Origin of the sequence: Pseudomonas sp. MRSN 12121, from assembly GCF_000931465.1 — a bacterium.
GTDB lineage: Bacteria > Pseudomonadota > Gammaproteobacteria > Pseudomonadales > Pseudomonadaceae > Aquipseudomonas.
Genome location: NZ_CP010892.1, coordinates 3,867,765 through 3,882,684 on the forward strand (window position 1 = coordinate 3,867,765; position 14,920 = coordinate 3,882,684).

The following is a 14,920-nucleotide window of genomic DNA, read 5'->3' on the forward strand; positions in this document are numbered from 1 at the left end:
CGCCATGAAACACGCCCGCATCCGTTATCAAGGCCAGGTCCACGAGGTCGTGGTCAATGCGCCCAACAGCGTGAAACTGGCCGATGGCCGCGTCCTCGCCGAGGACCAGGTCGAGTGGCTGCCACCGGCCACCGGCAGCATGTTCGCCCTGGGCCTGAACTACGCCGACCACGCCGCCGAACTGGCCTTCAAGCCGCCGACCGAGCCGCTGGCCTTCATCAAGTCCCCCGGCACCTACACCGGCCACAACCAGGTCACCTGGCGCCCGGACAACGTCGCCTACATGCACTACGAGTGCGAGCTGGTGGCGGTGATCGGCAAGACCGCGCGCAACGTCAAGCGCGCGGACGCCCTGGACTACCTGGCCGGCTACACGGTGTGCAACGACTATGCGATCCGCGACTACCTGGAAAACTACTACCGGCCCAACCTGCGGGTGAAGAACCGCGACGCCACCACGCCCGTCGGCCCATGGATAGTCGACGTGGCCGACGTGCCGCAGCCGAACGACCTCAAGCTGCGCACCTGGGTCAACGGCGAGCTGCGCCAGGAAGGCTCGACCCGCGACATGATCTTCGACATCCCCTACCTGATCGAATACCTGTCCAGCTTCATGACCCTGCAACCCGGCGACATGATCGCCACCGGCACCCCCGAGGGCCTGTCCGACGTGGTGCCGGGCGACGAGGTGGTGGTGGAGGTCGAGGGCGTCGGCCGGCTGGTCAACCGCATCGTCAGCGAGGCGGAATTCTTCGCCAGCAAGGCACCACACGACACGCAATCCGCGGCCAAGGAGCACGCATAAATGATCAAGCACTGGATCAACGGCCGCGAGGTCGAAAGCCAAGACGTCTTCACCAACTACAACCCGGCCACCGGCGAGGCGATCGGTGAAGTGGCCAGCGGCGGCGCCGGGGAAATCGCCCAGGCGGTGGCAGCGGCCAAGGACGCCTTTCCCAAGTGGGCCAACACCCCGGCCAGGGAGCGCGCGCGCCTGATGCGCAAGCTCGGCGAGCTGATCGACCAGAACGTGCCGCAGCTGGCGGAACTGGAAACCCTCGACACCGGCCTGCCGATCCACCAGACCCGCAACGTGCTGATCCCCCGCGCCTCGCACAACTTCGACTTCTTCGCCGAGGTCTGCACCCGCATGGATGGCCACAGCTATCCGGTGGACGACCAGATGCTCAACTACACCCTGTACCAGCCGGTCGGCGTGTGCGCCCTGGTGTCGCCGTGGAACGTGCCGTTCATGACCGCCACCTGGAAGACCGCACCGTGCCTGGCCCTGGGCAATACCGCGGTGCTGAAGATGAGCGAGCTGTCGCCGCTGACCGCCAACGAACTGGGGCGCCTGGCCCTCGAGGCGGGCATTCCGGCCGGCGTGCTGAACATCGTCCAGGGTTACGGCGCCACTGCCGGCGACGCCCTGGTGCGCCACCCCGACGTGCGCGCCATTTCCTTCACCGGCGGCACCGCCACCGGCAAGAAGATCATGCAGACCGCCGGGCTGAAGAAGTATTCGATGGAACTAGGCGGCAAGTCGCCGGTGCTGATCTTCGAAGACGCCGACCTGGAACGTGCCCTGGACGCCGCGTTGTTCACCATTTTCTCGCTCAACGGCGAACGCTGCACCGCCGGCAGCCGGATCTTCATCCAGGAAAGCGTCTACCCGCAGTTCGTCGCCGAGTTCGCCGCCCGTGCCAAACGGCTGATCGTCGGTGACCCGACCGATCCCAAGACCCAGGTCGGCTCGATGATTACCCAGGCCCACTACGACAAGGTCACCGGCTACATCAGGATCGGGATCGAAGAAGGCGCCACCCTGCTCGCCGGCGGCCTGGAACGCCCGGCCAACCTGCCGGCGCACCTCGCGCGCGGCCAGTTCATCCAGCCGACGGTGTTCGCCGACGTCAACAACCGGATGCGCATCGCCCAGGAAGAGATCTTCGGCCCGGTGGTCTGCCTGATCCCGTTCAAGGACGAAGCCGAGGCCCTGCAACTGGCCAACGACACCGAGTACGGCCTGGCCTCCTACATCTGGACCCAGGACATCGGCAAGGCCCATCGCCTGGCCCGCGGCATCGAGGCCGGGATGGTGTTCATCAACAGCCAGAACGTGCGCGACCTGCGCCAGCCGTTCGGCGGGGTCAAGGGCTCCGGCACCGGCCGCGAAGGCGGCGAGTACAGCTTCGAGGTGTTCGCCGAGATCAAGAACGTCTGTATTTCCATGGGTAGCCACCACATCCCGCGGTGGGGCGTATAAGGTTGCAAAATCCGCTGTGGCCGCGGGCAGCGGCCACAGAACAATAAGATGTTTCAGGAGAAGCACCATGGGCGAAGTCGTCATGGCCGCCAAGGTCTGCCACGTTCCATCGATGTACCTGTCCGAACTGCCGGGCAAGCACCACGGCTGTCGCGAAGCGGCGATCGCCGGGCACAAGGAAATCGCCCGCCGCGCCCGCGAGCTGGGGGCCGACACCGCCGTGGTGTTCGACGTCCACTGGCTGGTCAACAGCGGTTACCACATCAACAGCGGCGAACGTTTCAACGGCACCTACACCAGCAACGAACTGCCGCACTTCATCAAGAACATGGACTACGACTACGACGGCTGCCCCGCGCTGGGCGAGCTGATCGCCGCCGAGGCCAATGCCGCCGATGTGCGCACTCTGGCCCACAACATTCCCAGCCTGGAGCTGGAATACGGCACCCTGGTGCCGATGCGCTACATGCACATGGGGGTGCCGCCGGAGCAGCATTTCAAGGTGGTGTCCATCGCGGCCTGGTGCGCCTGGCACAAGCTCGAAGACAGCTTCACCTTCGGCGCTGCGGTACGCCGGGCCATCGAAAAGAGCGACCGCAAGGTCCTGGTGCTGGCCTCCGGCTCGCTGTCGCACCGTTTCTCCGACGATCGCGTGGCCGAGGCCAACATCCATAACTGGACCCGGGAATTCGACAAGCAGGTGGACCTGCGCGTGGTCGAGCTGTGGCAGCAGGGGCGCTTCCGCGAGTTCTGCTCGATGCTCCCGGACTACGCCGAGCACTGCTTCGGCGAGGGCCGGATGCACGACACCGCCATGCTCCTCGGCCTGCTCGGCGGCCCCGAATACAACCGCCCCGCCGAAATCGTCACACCGCCGTTCGGCAGTTCCGGCACCGGCCAGATCAACGCCATTTTTCCGCTTTAAAAGCAGCTGCAAGCTTCCAGCTACAAGCTGCAAGAAGACGTCAAGAGCAGCGGCGAGCAGCGAGCCCGAGCCACAGGAAATCCTTCTTGCGGCTTGTAGCTTGCCGCTGGCCACTGCCTCCACAGGAGGCCCCTATGCCGCATTTCATCGCCGAATACACCGACAACATCGAGCAGGCCGCCGACCTGCCAGGGCTGTTCGAGAAGGTCCACGACTACCTGGGAGCCAGCGGCGTGTTCCCGTTGGGCGGGATCCGCAGCCGCGGCGTGCGCCTGGACACCTGGCGCATGGCCGACGGCAAGCATGACTACGCCTTCGTCCACATGCGCCTGCAAGTCGGCGCCGGGCGCGACCTGGCTACCCGGCGCCAGGTCGCCGAAGGGCTGTTCGAGATCATCAAGGCGCACTTCGCCGCGCTCCAGGCCCAGCGCCTGCTGGCGCTGTCGTTCGAGATGAGCGAGCTGGATGCCGAGCTGAACTTCAAGCACAACAACGTGCATGCGTTCTTGAAGAGCCAGCAATGACCCGTCGTCGATCAGGCTGTCATCGCGAGCAAGCTTGCTCCTACAACGGCCGTCACTCGCCGCCTGTGCCTGCCTTCCAGCAGGAGCGAGCTTGCTCGCGATAGAGCGCAAGCTCGCCCGCCAACAAAAACAATAAAGAGACCCCGCCCATGTCCAGCCCGACCCTTGCCCTGTCCAGCGCCACGGAGGCCGACGACACCTATCGCCGGATCACCTGGCGGCTGATGCCCCTGCTGTTCACCTGCTACATCTTCGCCCACCTGGACCGCATCAATATCGGCTTCGCCAAGTTGCAGATGACCCAGGACCTGGGCTTCAGCGACAGCGTCTACGGCTTCGGCGCGGGCCTGTTCTTCATTGCCTACGCCTTGTTCGGCGTGCCCAGCAACCTGGCCCTGGACCGGGTCGGGCCGCGTCGCTGGATCGCCACCCTGATGGTGGTCTGGGGCCTGCTGTCCAGCGCCATGCTGCTGGTGGACAACGCCACCGGTTTCTACCTGTTGCGCTTTTTGCTGGGGGTGGCCGAAGCCGGGTTCTTCCCCGGCATTCTGGTGCTGCTCAATCGCTGGTTCCCGGCCAGCCGCCGGGGCCAGGTGACCGCGCTGTTCGCCATCGCCGTGCCGATGGCCGGGGTGATCGGCGGGCCGCTGTCGGGCTGGATTCTCGAAAGCTTCCACGACCTGGGCGGCCTGCGCGGCTGGCAATGGATGTTCCTGATCGAAGGCTTGCCCGTGGTATTCCTCGGCCTGGTGGTGCTCAAGGCCCTGCCGGAAAGCATCGACAGCGTCGACTGGCTCAGCGACCGGCAGAAGCAGCAGTTGCACGCGGCGCTGAGGCAGGAAGAACAGCACAAGCCGATCACCCGCTTCGCCGGTATTTTCCAGGACCGCCACGTCTGGCTGCTGGTGTGCATCTATTTCGCGGTGATGCTGGCGGTCAACACCATCGCCTTCTGGATGCCGACCCTGATCCACCACGCCGGCATCGCCCGCGACAGCCGCGTCGGCCTGCTCAGCGCCCTGCCATACCTGGCCGGCTGCCTGTTCATGATCGGCGTCGGCCGCTCTTCCGACCGCCTGCGCGAGCGCCGCTGGCACCTGAGCGTGCCGCTGCTGATGTCCAGCCTCGGCCTGGTCGCCGCCGGGCTGGCCCCGGACAACGCCTGGCTGGTGATGGCCGGCCTGCTGGTGGCCGGCATGGGCGCCAGCGCCGCGCTGCCGATGTTCTGGCAACTGCCGCCGGCCTTCCTCGCCAGCAACACCCAGGCCGCGGGAATCGCCCTGATCAGTTCGTTCGGCAGCATCGCCGCCTTCCTCGCGCCCTACCTGATCGGCGTGGTCCGCGACGCCACCCAGAGCGCCAGCCTGGCCCTGTATGCCCTGGCCCTGCTGATCGCCGGCGGTGCCTGGCTGGTGCTGCGGGTGCCGGCCCTTATCGTCAATCCCCAGGAGAAATAACCATGCTCAACACTTCGGACATCCAGCAGGCCGCCGCCCGCCTCGACGCCGCCGAACGCAACCGGGAGCAGATCGCCCAGCTGTCGCTGGAGTTTCCCGAGATAACCATCGAGGATGCCTACGCGATCCAGCGCAGCTGGGTGGAACACAAGATCCGCGCCGGGCGCAAGCTGGTCGGGCACAAGATCGGCCTGACCTCGCGCGCCATGCAAGTGTCGTCGAACATCACCGAGCCGGACTTCGGCGCCCTGCTCGACGACATGCTGTTCGAAGAAGGCAGCGATATCCCCTTCCAGCGCTTCATCGTGCCGCGGGTCGAGGTGGAGCTGGCGTTCATCCTCGGCAAGCCGCTCAAGGGCCCGAACTGCAGCTTGTTCGATGTGCTCGACGCCACCGAGTGGGTGATCCCGGCGCTGGAAATCATCGACGCGCGCATCCAGCAGGTCGACCCACGGACCCAGGCCACGCGCAAGGTGTTCGACACCATCTCCGACAACGCCGCCAACGCCGGGGTGGTCATGGGCGGCCGCGCCGTGCGCCCCGGTGACATCGACCTGCGCAAGGTGCCGGCGGTGCTCTATCGCAACGGTGTGATCGAGGAGTCCGGGGTGTCCGCGGCGGTGCTCAACCACCCGGCCAAGGGCGTGGCCTGGCTGGCCAACAAGCTGGCGGCGTATGACGTCGGCCTGGAGGCCGGGCAGATCATCCTTGGCGGCTCCTTCACCCGCCCGGTGGCCGCGCGCCCCGGCGATACCTTCCATGTCGACTACGACCAGCTCGGCAGCATCGCCTGCCGCTTTGTCTGAGGGGACGGTCATGCAACTGCCGATCAATCATTTCAAGCAACGCCTGCACCAGGGCACTCCGCAAATCGGCCTGTGGCTGGGCCTGGCCAATGCCTATTGCGCGGAGCTGGCGGCCAACGCCGGTTTCGACTGGCTGCTGCTGGACGGCGAACACGCGCCCAACGACCTCAACAGCCTGCTCGGCCAGTTGCAGGCCATCGCCCCCTACCCCGTGCAGGGGGTGATTCGCCCGCCCATTGGCGACACCGCGCTGATCAAGCAATTGCTCGACATCGGCGCTCAGACGCTGCTGGTGCCCATGGTCGAGAGCGTCGAGCAGGCGCGCCAGCTGGTACGGGCCATGCGGTATCCGCCGGCGGGCGTTCGCGGCGTTGGCAGCGCCCTGGCCCGGGCGTCGCGCTGGAACAGCATTCCCGGCTACCTGGACCAGGCCGACGAACAGATGTGCCTGCTGGTGCAGATCGAGAATCTCGAAGGCCTGGCCCACCTGGACGCCATCGCCGCGGTCGAGGGCGTCGACGGGGTTTTCATCGGCCCGGCCGACCTGAGCGCCTCGATGGGCCATCGCGGCAACCCGGGACACCCCGAGGTGCAGGCGGCCATCGAAGACGCCATCGCGCGGATCCGCAGGGCCGGCAAGGCGGCCGGCATCCTCAGCGCCGACCAGACCCTGGCCCGGCGCTATATCGAGCTGGGGGCGAACTTTGTCGCGGTGGGAGTGGACACCACGATCCTGATGAAGGGCCTGCAGGCCCTGCTGGGCCAATACAAAGACCTCGCCCCACCGCCCCCCAGCGGCGTCTACTGAGCCCTGTAACCCTGTAACCCCTGTAGCCGCTGCCGAGCGTTAGCGAAGCTGCGAACGACTGCGCAGCAGGCGCAAAACCTGACCATGCGTTATGCCTGGATAATCGCGTTAGCCCCGTTGCGGCCGCTACGTCGGAATGCCGCCCAGCCCGATCGCAGCCTCGCTAACGCTCGGCAGCGGCTACATCGGCCTTCCTTGTAGGAGCGAGGCTTGCCCGCGATGGCGCCAGATCAACCAACGCCTTTACCTAGACAGAACGCGGACCCAGGTTTTGCGGCAACTGCGTTGCCGATCGCAGCCTCGCTGGCGCTCGGCAGCGGCTACATCGGTCTTTGATGGCATCAGCCCCGACGTGCCGCCAAACGCCAGACCCGGGCGATATCCGCGGCTCGGTCGCGTAGCAGGCGCGGTGCCTCGGCGCAGGCCTGCTCCAGGGTCATTGGGCCGGCGGCCAGGGCAAAGGCCGCATCCACACCGTGCTCGTACATCTGCTCGTAGCCCTCGCCCAGGGTCCCGGCGATCACGATCACCGGCACCTGGTGTTGCCGGGCGATGCGCGCCACCCCGAACGGGGTCTTGCCGCGCAGGGTCTGGGCATCGAAACGGCCTTCGCCGGTGATCACCAGGTCCGCGCCTTGCACCGCCGCGGCCAGCCCCACCAGCTCGGCCACCACCTCCACGCCCGGGCGAAAGCGCGCATCGAGGAAAGCCTTGGCGGCGAATCCCAGGCCACCGGCGGCGCCACTGCCCGGCTCGTCGCGCACATCCTTGCCCAGTACCTGCGCGGCCTGGTCGGCGAACTGCCCCAGGGCCTGGTCCAGCTGCTGCACCTGCTGCGCCGAGGCGCCCTTCTGTGGGCCGAAAATCGCCGAGGCACCATGGGGGCCACACAGCGGGTTGTCGACGTCGGCGGCGATCTCGAAGCGGACCCCGGCCAGGCGCGGATCGAGCTGGCTCAGGTCAACCCGCGCCACCCGCGCCAGCGCCAGCCCACCGAGCGGCAGCGCCTGGCCTTGAGCGTCGAACAGACGCACCCCCAGGGCCTGCAAGGCGCCGCTGCCGGCGTCGTTGGTGGCGCTGCCACCGATGGCCAGGATCACCCGCTGCGCGCCGGCGTCCAGGGCCGCGCGGATCAGCTCGCCGGTGCCGAAGGTGCTGCTGGCGCAGGCATCGCGCTGGCCCGGCGGAACCAGTTGCAGGCCGCTGGCTTCGGCCATTTCGATGATCGCGGTGTGGCTCTGCGGCAGCCAGCCCCAGCGCGCGTCCACCGGCGCGCCCAGCGGCCCCTGGACCCGGGTGCTGCGCAACTGGCCATCGCAGGCGTCGAGGATCGATTCCACCGTACCCTCGCCACCGTCCGCCATCGGGCACTGCACCAGCTGCGCGTCCGGCCATACCCGCGCCAGCCCGTCGGCGATGGCGGCGGCCACGCCGGAGGCGCTCAGGCTGTCCTTGAAGGAGTCGGGGGCGATGATGATTTTCATGGGCTATCTCCGGTTCTTGTGGCGCCCATGCTGCCAGTTGGCCGCGACCATGACCCCGGTCGGCTGCACAAGTGCGGGGCGGCTTTATTGTTCATTTCCACAATAGCCTCCCCGTCCACGCCTGTAGCCGCTGTCGAGCGCCAGCGAGGCTGCGCACGACCGCGAAGCGGTCGCAGAACCGCGCCACGCCGATCGACAGACAGGCTGCGGTGCCCGGGTTTCTTTGCGGCTGCGTTGCAGCCGATCGCAGCCTCGCCGGGGCTCGGCAGCGGCTACAGGTCATTCGGTGCCCTGCGGCAACAACTGCACACCGAGGTACAGCGCCAGCATGCCGTCGAGCTTGAGCGGGTCGACGCCGCTGAGTTCGGCGATGCGCTCCATGCGGTAGCGCAGGCTGTTGCGATGGATGCCCAGGGCCTCGGCGCAGGCCTGGCTCTGGCCGTCGTGCTCGCACCAGCTGCGCAGGGTCGCCAGCAACTGGCCGTTGCCGTCCTTGGCCATGACCTTGCGCAAAGGGTTGAGCAACTCGTCCAGGGCATCGTCGTTGCGATGGCGCCAGAGCATCACCGGCAGACGGAACCGATTGAGGGTCAGCAGCCGCGACCGAGGCAGCACGTCACGGCCATACGCCAGCAGGTCGCCGACCCGCCGGTAGCAACGGCGCAGCCCCGCCAGCCCGTCGGCCTGCCCGCCCACGGCGACGCGCAGGATGTTCCAGCCCAGGCTGTCGAGCTTTTCCAGCAGCCGCGGGTTATCCACGCTCAAGGTCGCCGGCCGGCACCAGAGCAACGAGGACTTGGCCGAGCTGACGCACCAGCTGTCCGGGTAACGGGACATCAGCCAGGTACTCAAGGCCTCGACGGTCTGCGCCGCGCCCTCCCGATCCTGGCCCAGCTCGAACAGATAAGGCGTGCGCGGCAGTTGCGGCTTGAGGCCCATCTGCTGCGCCTCGTCCACCAGCCGCGGCGAGTCGCCGCTGTCGCTGAGCAACAGCGCCAGCAGGTCGTCGCAGCGCTGGCGGCGCCATTGCTGGTCGGCCTGCTGGTGGCGCTGGCCCACCAGCATCTCGGCGGTCATGCGCACCAGCTCGGCATAGGTGCGCAGCTGTTCCGGCTCGCCGGTGATGCCCAGCACGCCGATCAGGCGCTGGTCGTGCAACAGCGGCAGGTTGATTCCCGGCTGCACGCCCTTGAGGTGCTTGGCGGTCTGCGCGTCGATTTCCACCACCCGACCGTTGGCCAGCACCAGCTGCGCGCCTTCGTGGCGGGTGTTGATCCGCTCGGGCTCGCCACTGCCGAGGATCAGGCCCTGGCTGTCCATGACGTTGACGTTGTAGGGCAGGATCGCCATCGTCCGGTCGACGATATCCTGCGCCAGGTCATGATCGAGTTCGAACATAGCGACGGGTTCCTGAGAAAGCGGGTTCGGAGACGGCGACCGGGGGCTTGTTCACCGGCACAGGGGATGTCGGCAAACCCTGTGCGCCGGCACAAAGACAGCGGCCCATGGGGTGACCGAGACTCTCGGGGCGGTCAACGTTACCCTTGCACCGCGAAAAATCATAATAAAGAGAGACACGCCATGTCACAGAGCGCCGCTGCCACCCTGGCCACCGATGACGACAAGAACGCCGTCTACAAGCGCATCACCCTGCGCCTGATCCCCTTCATCTTCATCTGCTACCTGTTCAACTACCTCGACCGGGTGAACGTCGGCTTCGCCAAGCTGCAGATGCTCGATGCCCTGAAATTCAGCGAAACCGTGTACGGCCTGGGCGCCGGGATCTTCTTCATCGGCTACGTGCTGTGCGGCGTGCCGAGCAACCTGGCGCTGAACAAGTTCGGTCCACGGCGCTGGATCGCGCTGATGATGATCGCCTGGGGCACGCTGTCGACCTGCCTGCTGTTCGTCACCACGCCGACCCAGTTCTACACCCTGCGCCTGTTCACCGGTGCCGCCGAGGCCGGCTTCTTCCCCGGCGTGGTGCTGTACCTCTCGCAGTGGTTCCCGAGCTTCCGTCGCGGTCGCATCATGGCCCTGTTCATGTCGGCGATCCCGGTCTCCGGCCTGCTCGGCAGCCCGTTTTCCGGCTGGATCCTCAACCACTTCGCCGCGGGCCAGGGCGGCATGGCCGGCTGGCAGTGGATGTTCCTGCTACAGGGCATCCCCACCGTGCTGCTGGGCGTCCTCGCCTACTTCCTGCTCAATGACAACTTCGCCCATGCCAAGTGGCTGAGCCCCCGCGAGCGCGCCCTGCTCGAAGCCGACCAGGCCGAAGACGCCGCGAACAAGCCGCGCACCACCGGCGACTCCCTGGCGGCGGTGTTCAAGAACCCGGCCATCTGGGCCTTCGGCCTGATCTACTTCTGCATCCAGAGCGGCGTGTACGCCATCAACTTCTGGCTGCCGTCGATCATCAAGAACCTGGGTTTCAGCGACAACCTGGTGATCGGCTGGCTCAGCGCCATTCCCTATCTGCTGGCCGCGCTGTTCATGCTGATGGTGGGCCGCTCGGCCGACCTGCGCCAGGAGCGCCGCTGGCACCTTGTAGTGCCGATGCTGATGGGCGCCATCGGCCTGGTGATCGCGGTCAACTTCGCCGCCAACCCGACCCTCGCCATCCTCGGCCTGACCCTCGCCACCATGGGCGCCCTCACCGGCCTGCCGATGTTCTGGCCGGTGCCCACCGCGCTGCTCAGCGCCGGCGCCGCCGCGGGTGGCCTGGCGCTGATCAACTCCATGGGCCAGATGGCCGGCTTCCTCAGCCCCTACATCGTCGGCTGGGTCAAGGACAGCACCGGCTCCACCGACGCCGCGCTCTACCTGCTGGCGGCGGTGATAGTCGCCGGCAGCCTGCTGGCCCTGCGCATGACCCGCAGCCTGAAGCGCTGAGCCACGCCCCAAGACCGCCCGGGTCCGCGCCTTGCGGGCCCGGCTTCCCGGGACAGGCCGGGGCCCTGTCAACACCGCGCTACAAAAAGCAACACCGCGCCGCAACGGCTCCGTGGTATATCGGACAGACATCCGGCCGCGCCGACCTTGCATGGGCTGGATCGATTGACGACTCCCTCGCAGACCTCACCGACGGAAGCCCCATACGATCATGACCGCGCCCCTTTCCCTCACCCGCCTGAGCGACATCCAGGCCCTGGAACGACAACAGCCCCTGGCCTCGCGCAACCTGCCCGCCAGCACCTACGAGCTGCTGCAGCGGGCGGCCAGCCGCTTCGGCGAGCGCACCGCCCTGACCTTCCTGGCCCAGGGCAGCCTCCAGGACCAGCCCTGGAACATCAGCTATGCCGAGCTGTTCGCCCAGGTCACCCGCACGGCCAACGCCCTGCACCGGCTGGGCATCCGCCCGGGCAAGGCGGTGTCGTTCCTGCTGCCCAACCTGCCGCAGACCCATTACGTGATCTGGGGTGGCGAAGCCGCGGGCATCGTCAACGCGATCAACCCGCTGCTGGAACCCGAGCACATCGCCGAGCTGGTCCGCGCCTCGGGCACCACGGTGCTGGTGACCCTGGCGCCCTTCCCCGGCACCGACCTCTGGCAGAAGGTCGCCCACCTGCGCGAGCGCCTGCCGGAGCTGGAAGCCATCGTCACCATCGACCTGGCCAACCTGCTGCCCGAGCCGCAACGCAGTGCGCTGCGGAGCCAGCGCCCGGCCCTGCCGGAAGACGTGCTGGACTTCGACAGCCTGCTCGCCGCCTGCCCCGCCGACCACCTGGAAAGCGGCCGGGTGATAGCACCGGACGACATCGCCTCGTACTTCCACACCGGCGGCACCACCGGCACGCCGAAACTGGCGCCCCACAGCCACCTCAATGAAGTGGCGATGGCCGAGATCATCGGCCTGCATGGCGACTACGACAGCCACGACGTACTGCTCTGCGGGCTGCCGCTGTTCCACGTCAACGGCGTGATACTGACCGGCCTGGCCGCCTTCCACCGCGGCGCCCGGGTGCTGCTGGCCGGGGCCCAGGGTTATCGCAACCCGACGCTGATCAAGGAGTTCTGGCAGATCGTGGAACGCTATCGCGTCAGTTGCTTCAGCGGCGTGCCGACCATCTACGCGGCGCTGCTGCAAGTGCCCAACGACGGCATCGACGTCTCCAGCCTGCGCTTCGCCGTGTGCGGCGCAGCGCCGATGCCGGTGGAGCTGATCCGCCAGTTCGAGGCCCGCTCGGGGCTGAAAATCATCGAAGGTTATGGCCTTACCGAAGGCACCTGCGCCACCAGTTGCAACCCGCAGGAGGGCGAGCGTCGCCCCGGCTCCATCGGCCTGCGCCTGCCGTACTGCGAGGTGCGGATCGCCGTGCTCGACGACGACGGCCAGTACCTGCGCGAGGCCGCCACCGACGAGCCCGGCAATGTCTGCCTGCGCGGCCCGACGGTGTTCAAGGGCTATTTGCAGGCCGACAAGAACCAGGGCCTGTGGCTGGACGGCGACTGGTTCAACACCGGCGACCTGGGGCGCATCGACCGTGACGGCTACATCTGGCTGACCGGGCGCAGCAAGGACCTGATCATCCGCGGCGGCCACAACATCGACCCGCAGATGATCGAGGAAGCCCTGCATCGCCATCCGGCCGTGGCCATGGCCGCAGCGGTGGGCAAGCCGGACCTCAAGGCCGGCGAGCTACCGGTGGCATACGTCCAGCTCAAGGCCGGCGCCAGCGCCGATGCGGCCGAGTTGCTGGAACATGCCACGCGCCATATCCACGAACGTGCGGCGCTGCCCAAGGACATCTGGCTGCTCGAACAGCTGCCGCTGACCGCCGTGGGCAAGACCTTCAAGCCGGCCTTGCGCCTGGATGCCATTCGCCGGGTGTTCGAGGAAGAGGTCCGGCAGGTGGCCGACGGTATCCGCGTCGAAGCGCTCAGCGACGAGCGCCATGGACACCGGGTGGACATCCATGTGCCCGGCCTGGACGCGTCCCGCCGCGCCGCCCTGGAGCAGCGCCTGGGCGGCTACGCAGTGCGCTACCAGTTGCATCCGGCCTGAAGCGCCGGCGGCCCCGGCCAGCGGGGTCGCCTGTGGCCGCTGCCGCCGGTTTCATCGGTGCGGCGCGGCCATTTTCAGTCAGGCGCGGGCATGTTTTCAGTCAGGCGCGGCTATGTGCTCAATCAGGCGCGGCTACGTTTTCACGTCAGGCGCGCCGCTACCCGCCTCATAGCCATATCCCGCCTCCAGCTCGGCGTCCGCCGGCGCATCCAGTTCCAGCACCAGGCCACCGGGGATCCGCACGAAGATCTGCCAGATACCGTCCTGCGGCACCCGTGCCACCTGGTGCGGCAGGCCGCTGGCACGGACCCGCTGCAACACCTGGGCGGCATCCTCCGCGGTCCTGAAGGCAATGTGGCCGAGCGTGGTCTCGCCGGACCTCGGTTGTTCGATGACGTGCACCAGGGCCTGGGTGTCCTGGTACAACCAGCGCCCGGGAAAGGGAAACGGCGGCCGCCGGCCGGCCTCCAGCCCGAGCAAGGCCTGGAACGCCCGCTGCAAGGCATCGCCTTCGGCGGTGTTGAACGCCAGATGATCGAAATGCCAGGTCATGACACACCTCCGCCACTCGCCCAGGCGGTCCCAGCCGAGAAGAAAATCCTCGATGCTTTCATCACGTCACTCCAGTGAGATGGATACGACTGCATATTCCCAGCTTGATAATCGAGGAAAAATCCCGGTAAAACGCAAAGATCTTTAAAGGAATTTTAGCAATGAGCTCGATTCTCGACCTTGAGGTCTTCGTCCGCACCGCCGACTCCGGGAGCATTTCCGCCGCCGCCCGCAGCCTGGAACTGACCCCGGCCGCCGCCAGCATCGCCCTCAAGCGCCTGGAAACCCGCCTGGGCATGCGCCTGCTGGCGCGTTCGACCCGCAGCATGCGCCTCACCGAGGAAGGCCGGCGCTACCTGGACAACGTGCGCGTGGCACTGGCCGCCCTCGCGGAAGGCGAGCAGGCCCTGAAGCAGCAGAGCCAGGGCCTCAGTGGTGTGCTGCAACTGGCGGCGCCGTCGGATTTCGGGCGCAACCTGCTGTTACCGTGGCTGGACGATTTCAAGCGCGAACACCCGCATATCCGCCTGCAACTCTTGCTCAACGACCGCCACAGCGACCTGTTCCGCGAGACCGTGGACATCGCCCTGCGCTTCGGCGTGCCCGGCGACTCCAGCCTGGTGGCCCTGCCGATCCTGCCCCGGCATCACCGCCTGGCCTGCGCCAGCCCCGATTACCTGGCGCGCCACGGCACCCCACGGACACCCGCCGAACTGAGCCAGCACAGCGCGCTGATCTACCTGCGCCATGGCCGGCCCTACAACAACTGGCACTTCAGCCGCGATGGCGAGACGCTGGAGGTCCCGGTGCGCGGCGACTACCTCAGCGACGATGGCGAAGTGGCGCGGCGCTGGGCCCTGGCGGGCCACGGCATCGTCTACAAGGCCTGGCTCGACGTCGCCGGCGACCTCCAGGCCGGGCGCCTGGTGCCCCTGTTCGACGACTGGCGGGGTGAAAGCGCACCGCTCAACCTGCTGTGCCCGCACCGCCTGCAAGTCTCGGAGCGAGTGAAGGCGCTGCAACGCTTTCTGCAGGAGCGCTGCCAGCAACTGACCGGATAATTCAGATTGCTCCCCGTGCCCGATCTGGTATT

At 67.2% G+C, this 14,920-nt stretch carries 13 protein-coding genes; 10 read left to right on the forward strand and 3 right to left on the reverse strand.

Annotation, left to right across the window (positions count from 1 at the left end; genetic code table 11):
• The first annotated feature begins 4 nt into the window (after positions 1 to 4).
• The 7 genes from TO66_RS17400 to hpaI all read left to right on the forward strand — a co-directional run bounded on the left by TO66_RS17400 (position 5) and on the right by hpaI (position 6,786).
• Complete coding sequence (locus tag TO66_RS17400; protein WP_044463460.1) at positions 5 to 805, forward strand: fumarylacetoacetate hydrolase family protein; 801 nt, start codon at positions 5 to 7, stop codon at positions 803 to 805.
• Complete coding sequence (gene hpaE / locus TO66_RS17405) at positions 806 to 2,266, forward strand: 5-carboxymethyl-2-hydroxymuconate semialdehyde dehydrogenase (RefSeq protein WP_044463461.1); 1,461 nt, start codon at positions 806 to 808, stop codon at positions 2,264 to 2,266.
• Between the two features lie 67 nt (positions 2,267 to 2,333).
• On the forward strand, positions 2,334 to 3,191 hold the full coding sequence (hpaD, locus tag TO66_RS17410) for a 3,4-dihydroxyphenylacetate 2,3-dioxygenase (RefSeq protein ID WP_044463462.1): 858 nt from the start codon (positions 2,334 to 2,336) through the stop codon (positions 3,189 to 3,191).
• A 134-nt stretch (positions 3,192 to 3,325) separates the two neighbouring features.
• Entirely contained in the window at positions 3,326 to 3,715 is a 390-nt protein-coding gene (locus tag TO66_RS17415) for a 5-carboxymethyl-2-hydroxymuconate Delta-isomerase (RefSeq protein WP_044463463.1), read from the forward strand.
• 149 nt (positions 3,716 to 3,864) lie between these two features.
• Complete coding sequence (locus tag TO66_RS17420) at positions 3,865 to 5,172, forward strand: MFS transporter (protein WP_044463464.1); 1,308 nt, start codon at positions 3,865 to 3,867, stop codon at positions 5,170 to 5,172.
• A gap of 2 nt (positions 5,173 to 5,174) precedes the next feature.
• Positions 5,175 to 5,978 carry a 2-oxo-hept-4-ene-1,7-dioate hydratase gene (hpaH, locus tag TO66_RS17425; protein ID WP_044463465.1) on the forward strand — a complete coding sequence of 268 codons (804 nt, stop codon included), beginning with the start codon at positions 5,175 to 5,177 and terminating at the stop codon, positions 5,976 to 5,978.
• Between the two features lie 10 nt (positions 5,979 to 5,988).
• Positions 5,989 to 6,786: a 4-hydroxy-2-oxoheptanedioate aldolase gene (gene hpaI / locus TO66_RS17430; RefSeq protein WP_044463466.1), complete on the forward strand. Its 798-nt coding sequence runs from the start codon at positions 5,989 to 5,991 to the stop codon at positions 6,784 to 6,786.
• A gap of 341 nt (positions 6,787 to 7,127) precedes the next feature.
• On the opposite strand, the gene TO66_RS17435 is transcribed toward hpaI, so the two are convergent.
• Positions 7,128 to 8,270 carry a glycerate kinase gene (locus TO66_RS17435; protein ID WP_044463467.1) on the reverse strand — a complete coding sequence of 381 codons (1,143 nt, stop codon included), beginning with the start codon at positions 8,268 to 8,270 and terminating at the stop codon, positions 7,128 to 7,130.
• A gap of 279 nt (positions 8,271 to 8,549) precedes the next feature.
• Positions 8,550 to 9,668, reverse strand: coding sequence for a sugar diacid recognition domain-containing protein (locus tag TO66_RS17440; RefSeq protein WP_044463468.1), 1,119 nt, complete (start codon positions 9,666 to 9,668; stop codon positions 8,550 to 8,552).
• Between the two features lie 183 nt (positions 9,669 to 9,851).
• Here TO66_RS17440 and TO66_RS17445 point away from each other — a divergent pair, with 183 nt between their 5' ends.
• Positions 9,852 to 11,162, forward strand: coding sequence for an MFS transporter (locus tag TO66_RS17445; RefSeq protein ID WP_044463469.1), 1,311 nt, complete (start codon positions 9,852 to 9,854; stop codon positions 11,160 to 11,162).
• 211 nt (positions 11,163 to 11,373) lie between these two features.
• Positions 11,374 to 13,275, forward strand: a complete 1,902-nt coding sequence (locus TO66_RS17450; protein WP_044463470.1) for an acyl-CoA synthetase — start codon at positions 11,374 to 11,376, stop codon at positions 13,273 to 13,275.
• A gap of 132 nt (positions 13,276 to 13,407) precedes the next feature.
• Here TO66_RS17450 and TO66_RS17455 read toward each other — a convergent pair whose 3' ends face one another.
• Positions 13,408 to 13,827: a hypothetical protein gene (locus TO66_RS17455; protein ID WP_044463471.1), complete on the reverse strand. Its 420-nt coding sequence runs from the start codon at positions 13,825 to 13,827 to the stop codon at positions 13,408 to 13,410.
• Positions 13,828 to 13,988: 161 nt separating this feature from the next.
• On the opposite strand from TO66_RS17455, the gene TO66_RS17460 reads away from it, so the two are divergent.
• Positions 13,989 to 14,888 (forward strand): LysR family transcriptional regulator, encoded by a 900-nt coding sequence (locus tag TO66_RS17460; protein ID WP_044463472.1) that lies wholly within the window; start codon positions 13,989 to 13,991, stop codon positions 14,886 to 14,888.
• Positions 14,889 to 14,920 lie beyond the last annotated feature (32 nt).

Excerpts from the sequence above, each read along its gene's own strand:
- TO66_RS17460 (WP_044463472.1), top strand. The coding sequence starts at position 13,989 with ATGAGCTCGATTCTCGACCTTGAGGTCTTCGTCCGCACCGCCGACTCC.
- TO66_RS17455 (WP_044463471.1), bottom strand. The coding sequence starts at position 13,827 with ATGACCTGGCATTTCGATCATCTGGCGTTCAACACCGCCGAAGGCGAT.
- TO66_RS17450 (WP_044463470.1), top strand. The coding sequence starts at position 11,374 with ATGACCGCGCCCCTTTCCCTCACCCGCCTGAGCGACATCCAGGCCCTG.
- TO66_RS17440 (WP_044463468.1), bottom strand. The coding sequence starts at position 9,668 with ATGTTCGAACTCGATCATGACCTGGCGCAGGATATCGTCGACCGGACG.
- hpaI (WP_044463466.1), top strand. The coding sequence starts at position 5,989 with ATGCAACTGCCGATCAATCATTTCAAGCAACGCCTGCACCAGGGCACT.
- hpaD (WP_044463462.1), top strand. The coding sequence starts at position 2,334 with ATGGGCGAAGTCGTCATGGCCGCCAAGGTCTGCCACGTTCCATCGATG.
- hpaE (WP_044463461.1), top strand. The coding sequence starts at position 806 with ATGATCAAGCACTGGATCAACGGCCGCGAGGTCGAAAGCCAAGACGTC.
- TO66_RS17445 (WP_044463469.1), top strand. The coding sequence starts at position 9,852 with ATGTCACAGAGCGCCGCTGCCACCCTGGCCACCGATGACGACAAGAAC.
- TO66_RS17435 (WP_044463467.1), bottom strand. The coding sequence starts at position 8,270 with ATGAAAATCATCATCGCCCCCGACTCCTTCAAGGACAGCCTGAGCGCC.
- TO66_RS17400 (WP_044463460.1), top strand. The coding sequence starts at position 5 with ATGAAACACGCCCGCATCCGTTATCAAGGCCAGGTCCACGAGGTCGTG.
- hpaH (WP_044463465.1), top strand. The coding sequence starts at position 5,175 with ATGCTCAACACTTCGGACATCCAGCAGGCCGCCGCCCGCCTCGACGCC.
- TO66_RS17420 (WP_044463464.1), top strand. The coding sequence starts at position 3,865 with ATGTCCAGCCCGACCCTTGCCCTGTCCAGCGCCACGGAGGCCGACGAC.
- TO66_RS17415 (WP_044463463.1), top strand. The coding sequence starts at position 3,326 with ATGCCGCATTTCATCGCCGAATACACCGACAACATCGAGCAGGCCGCC.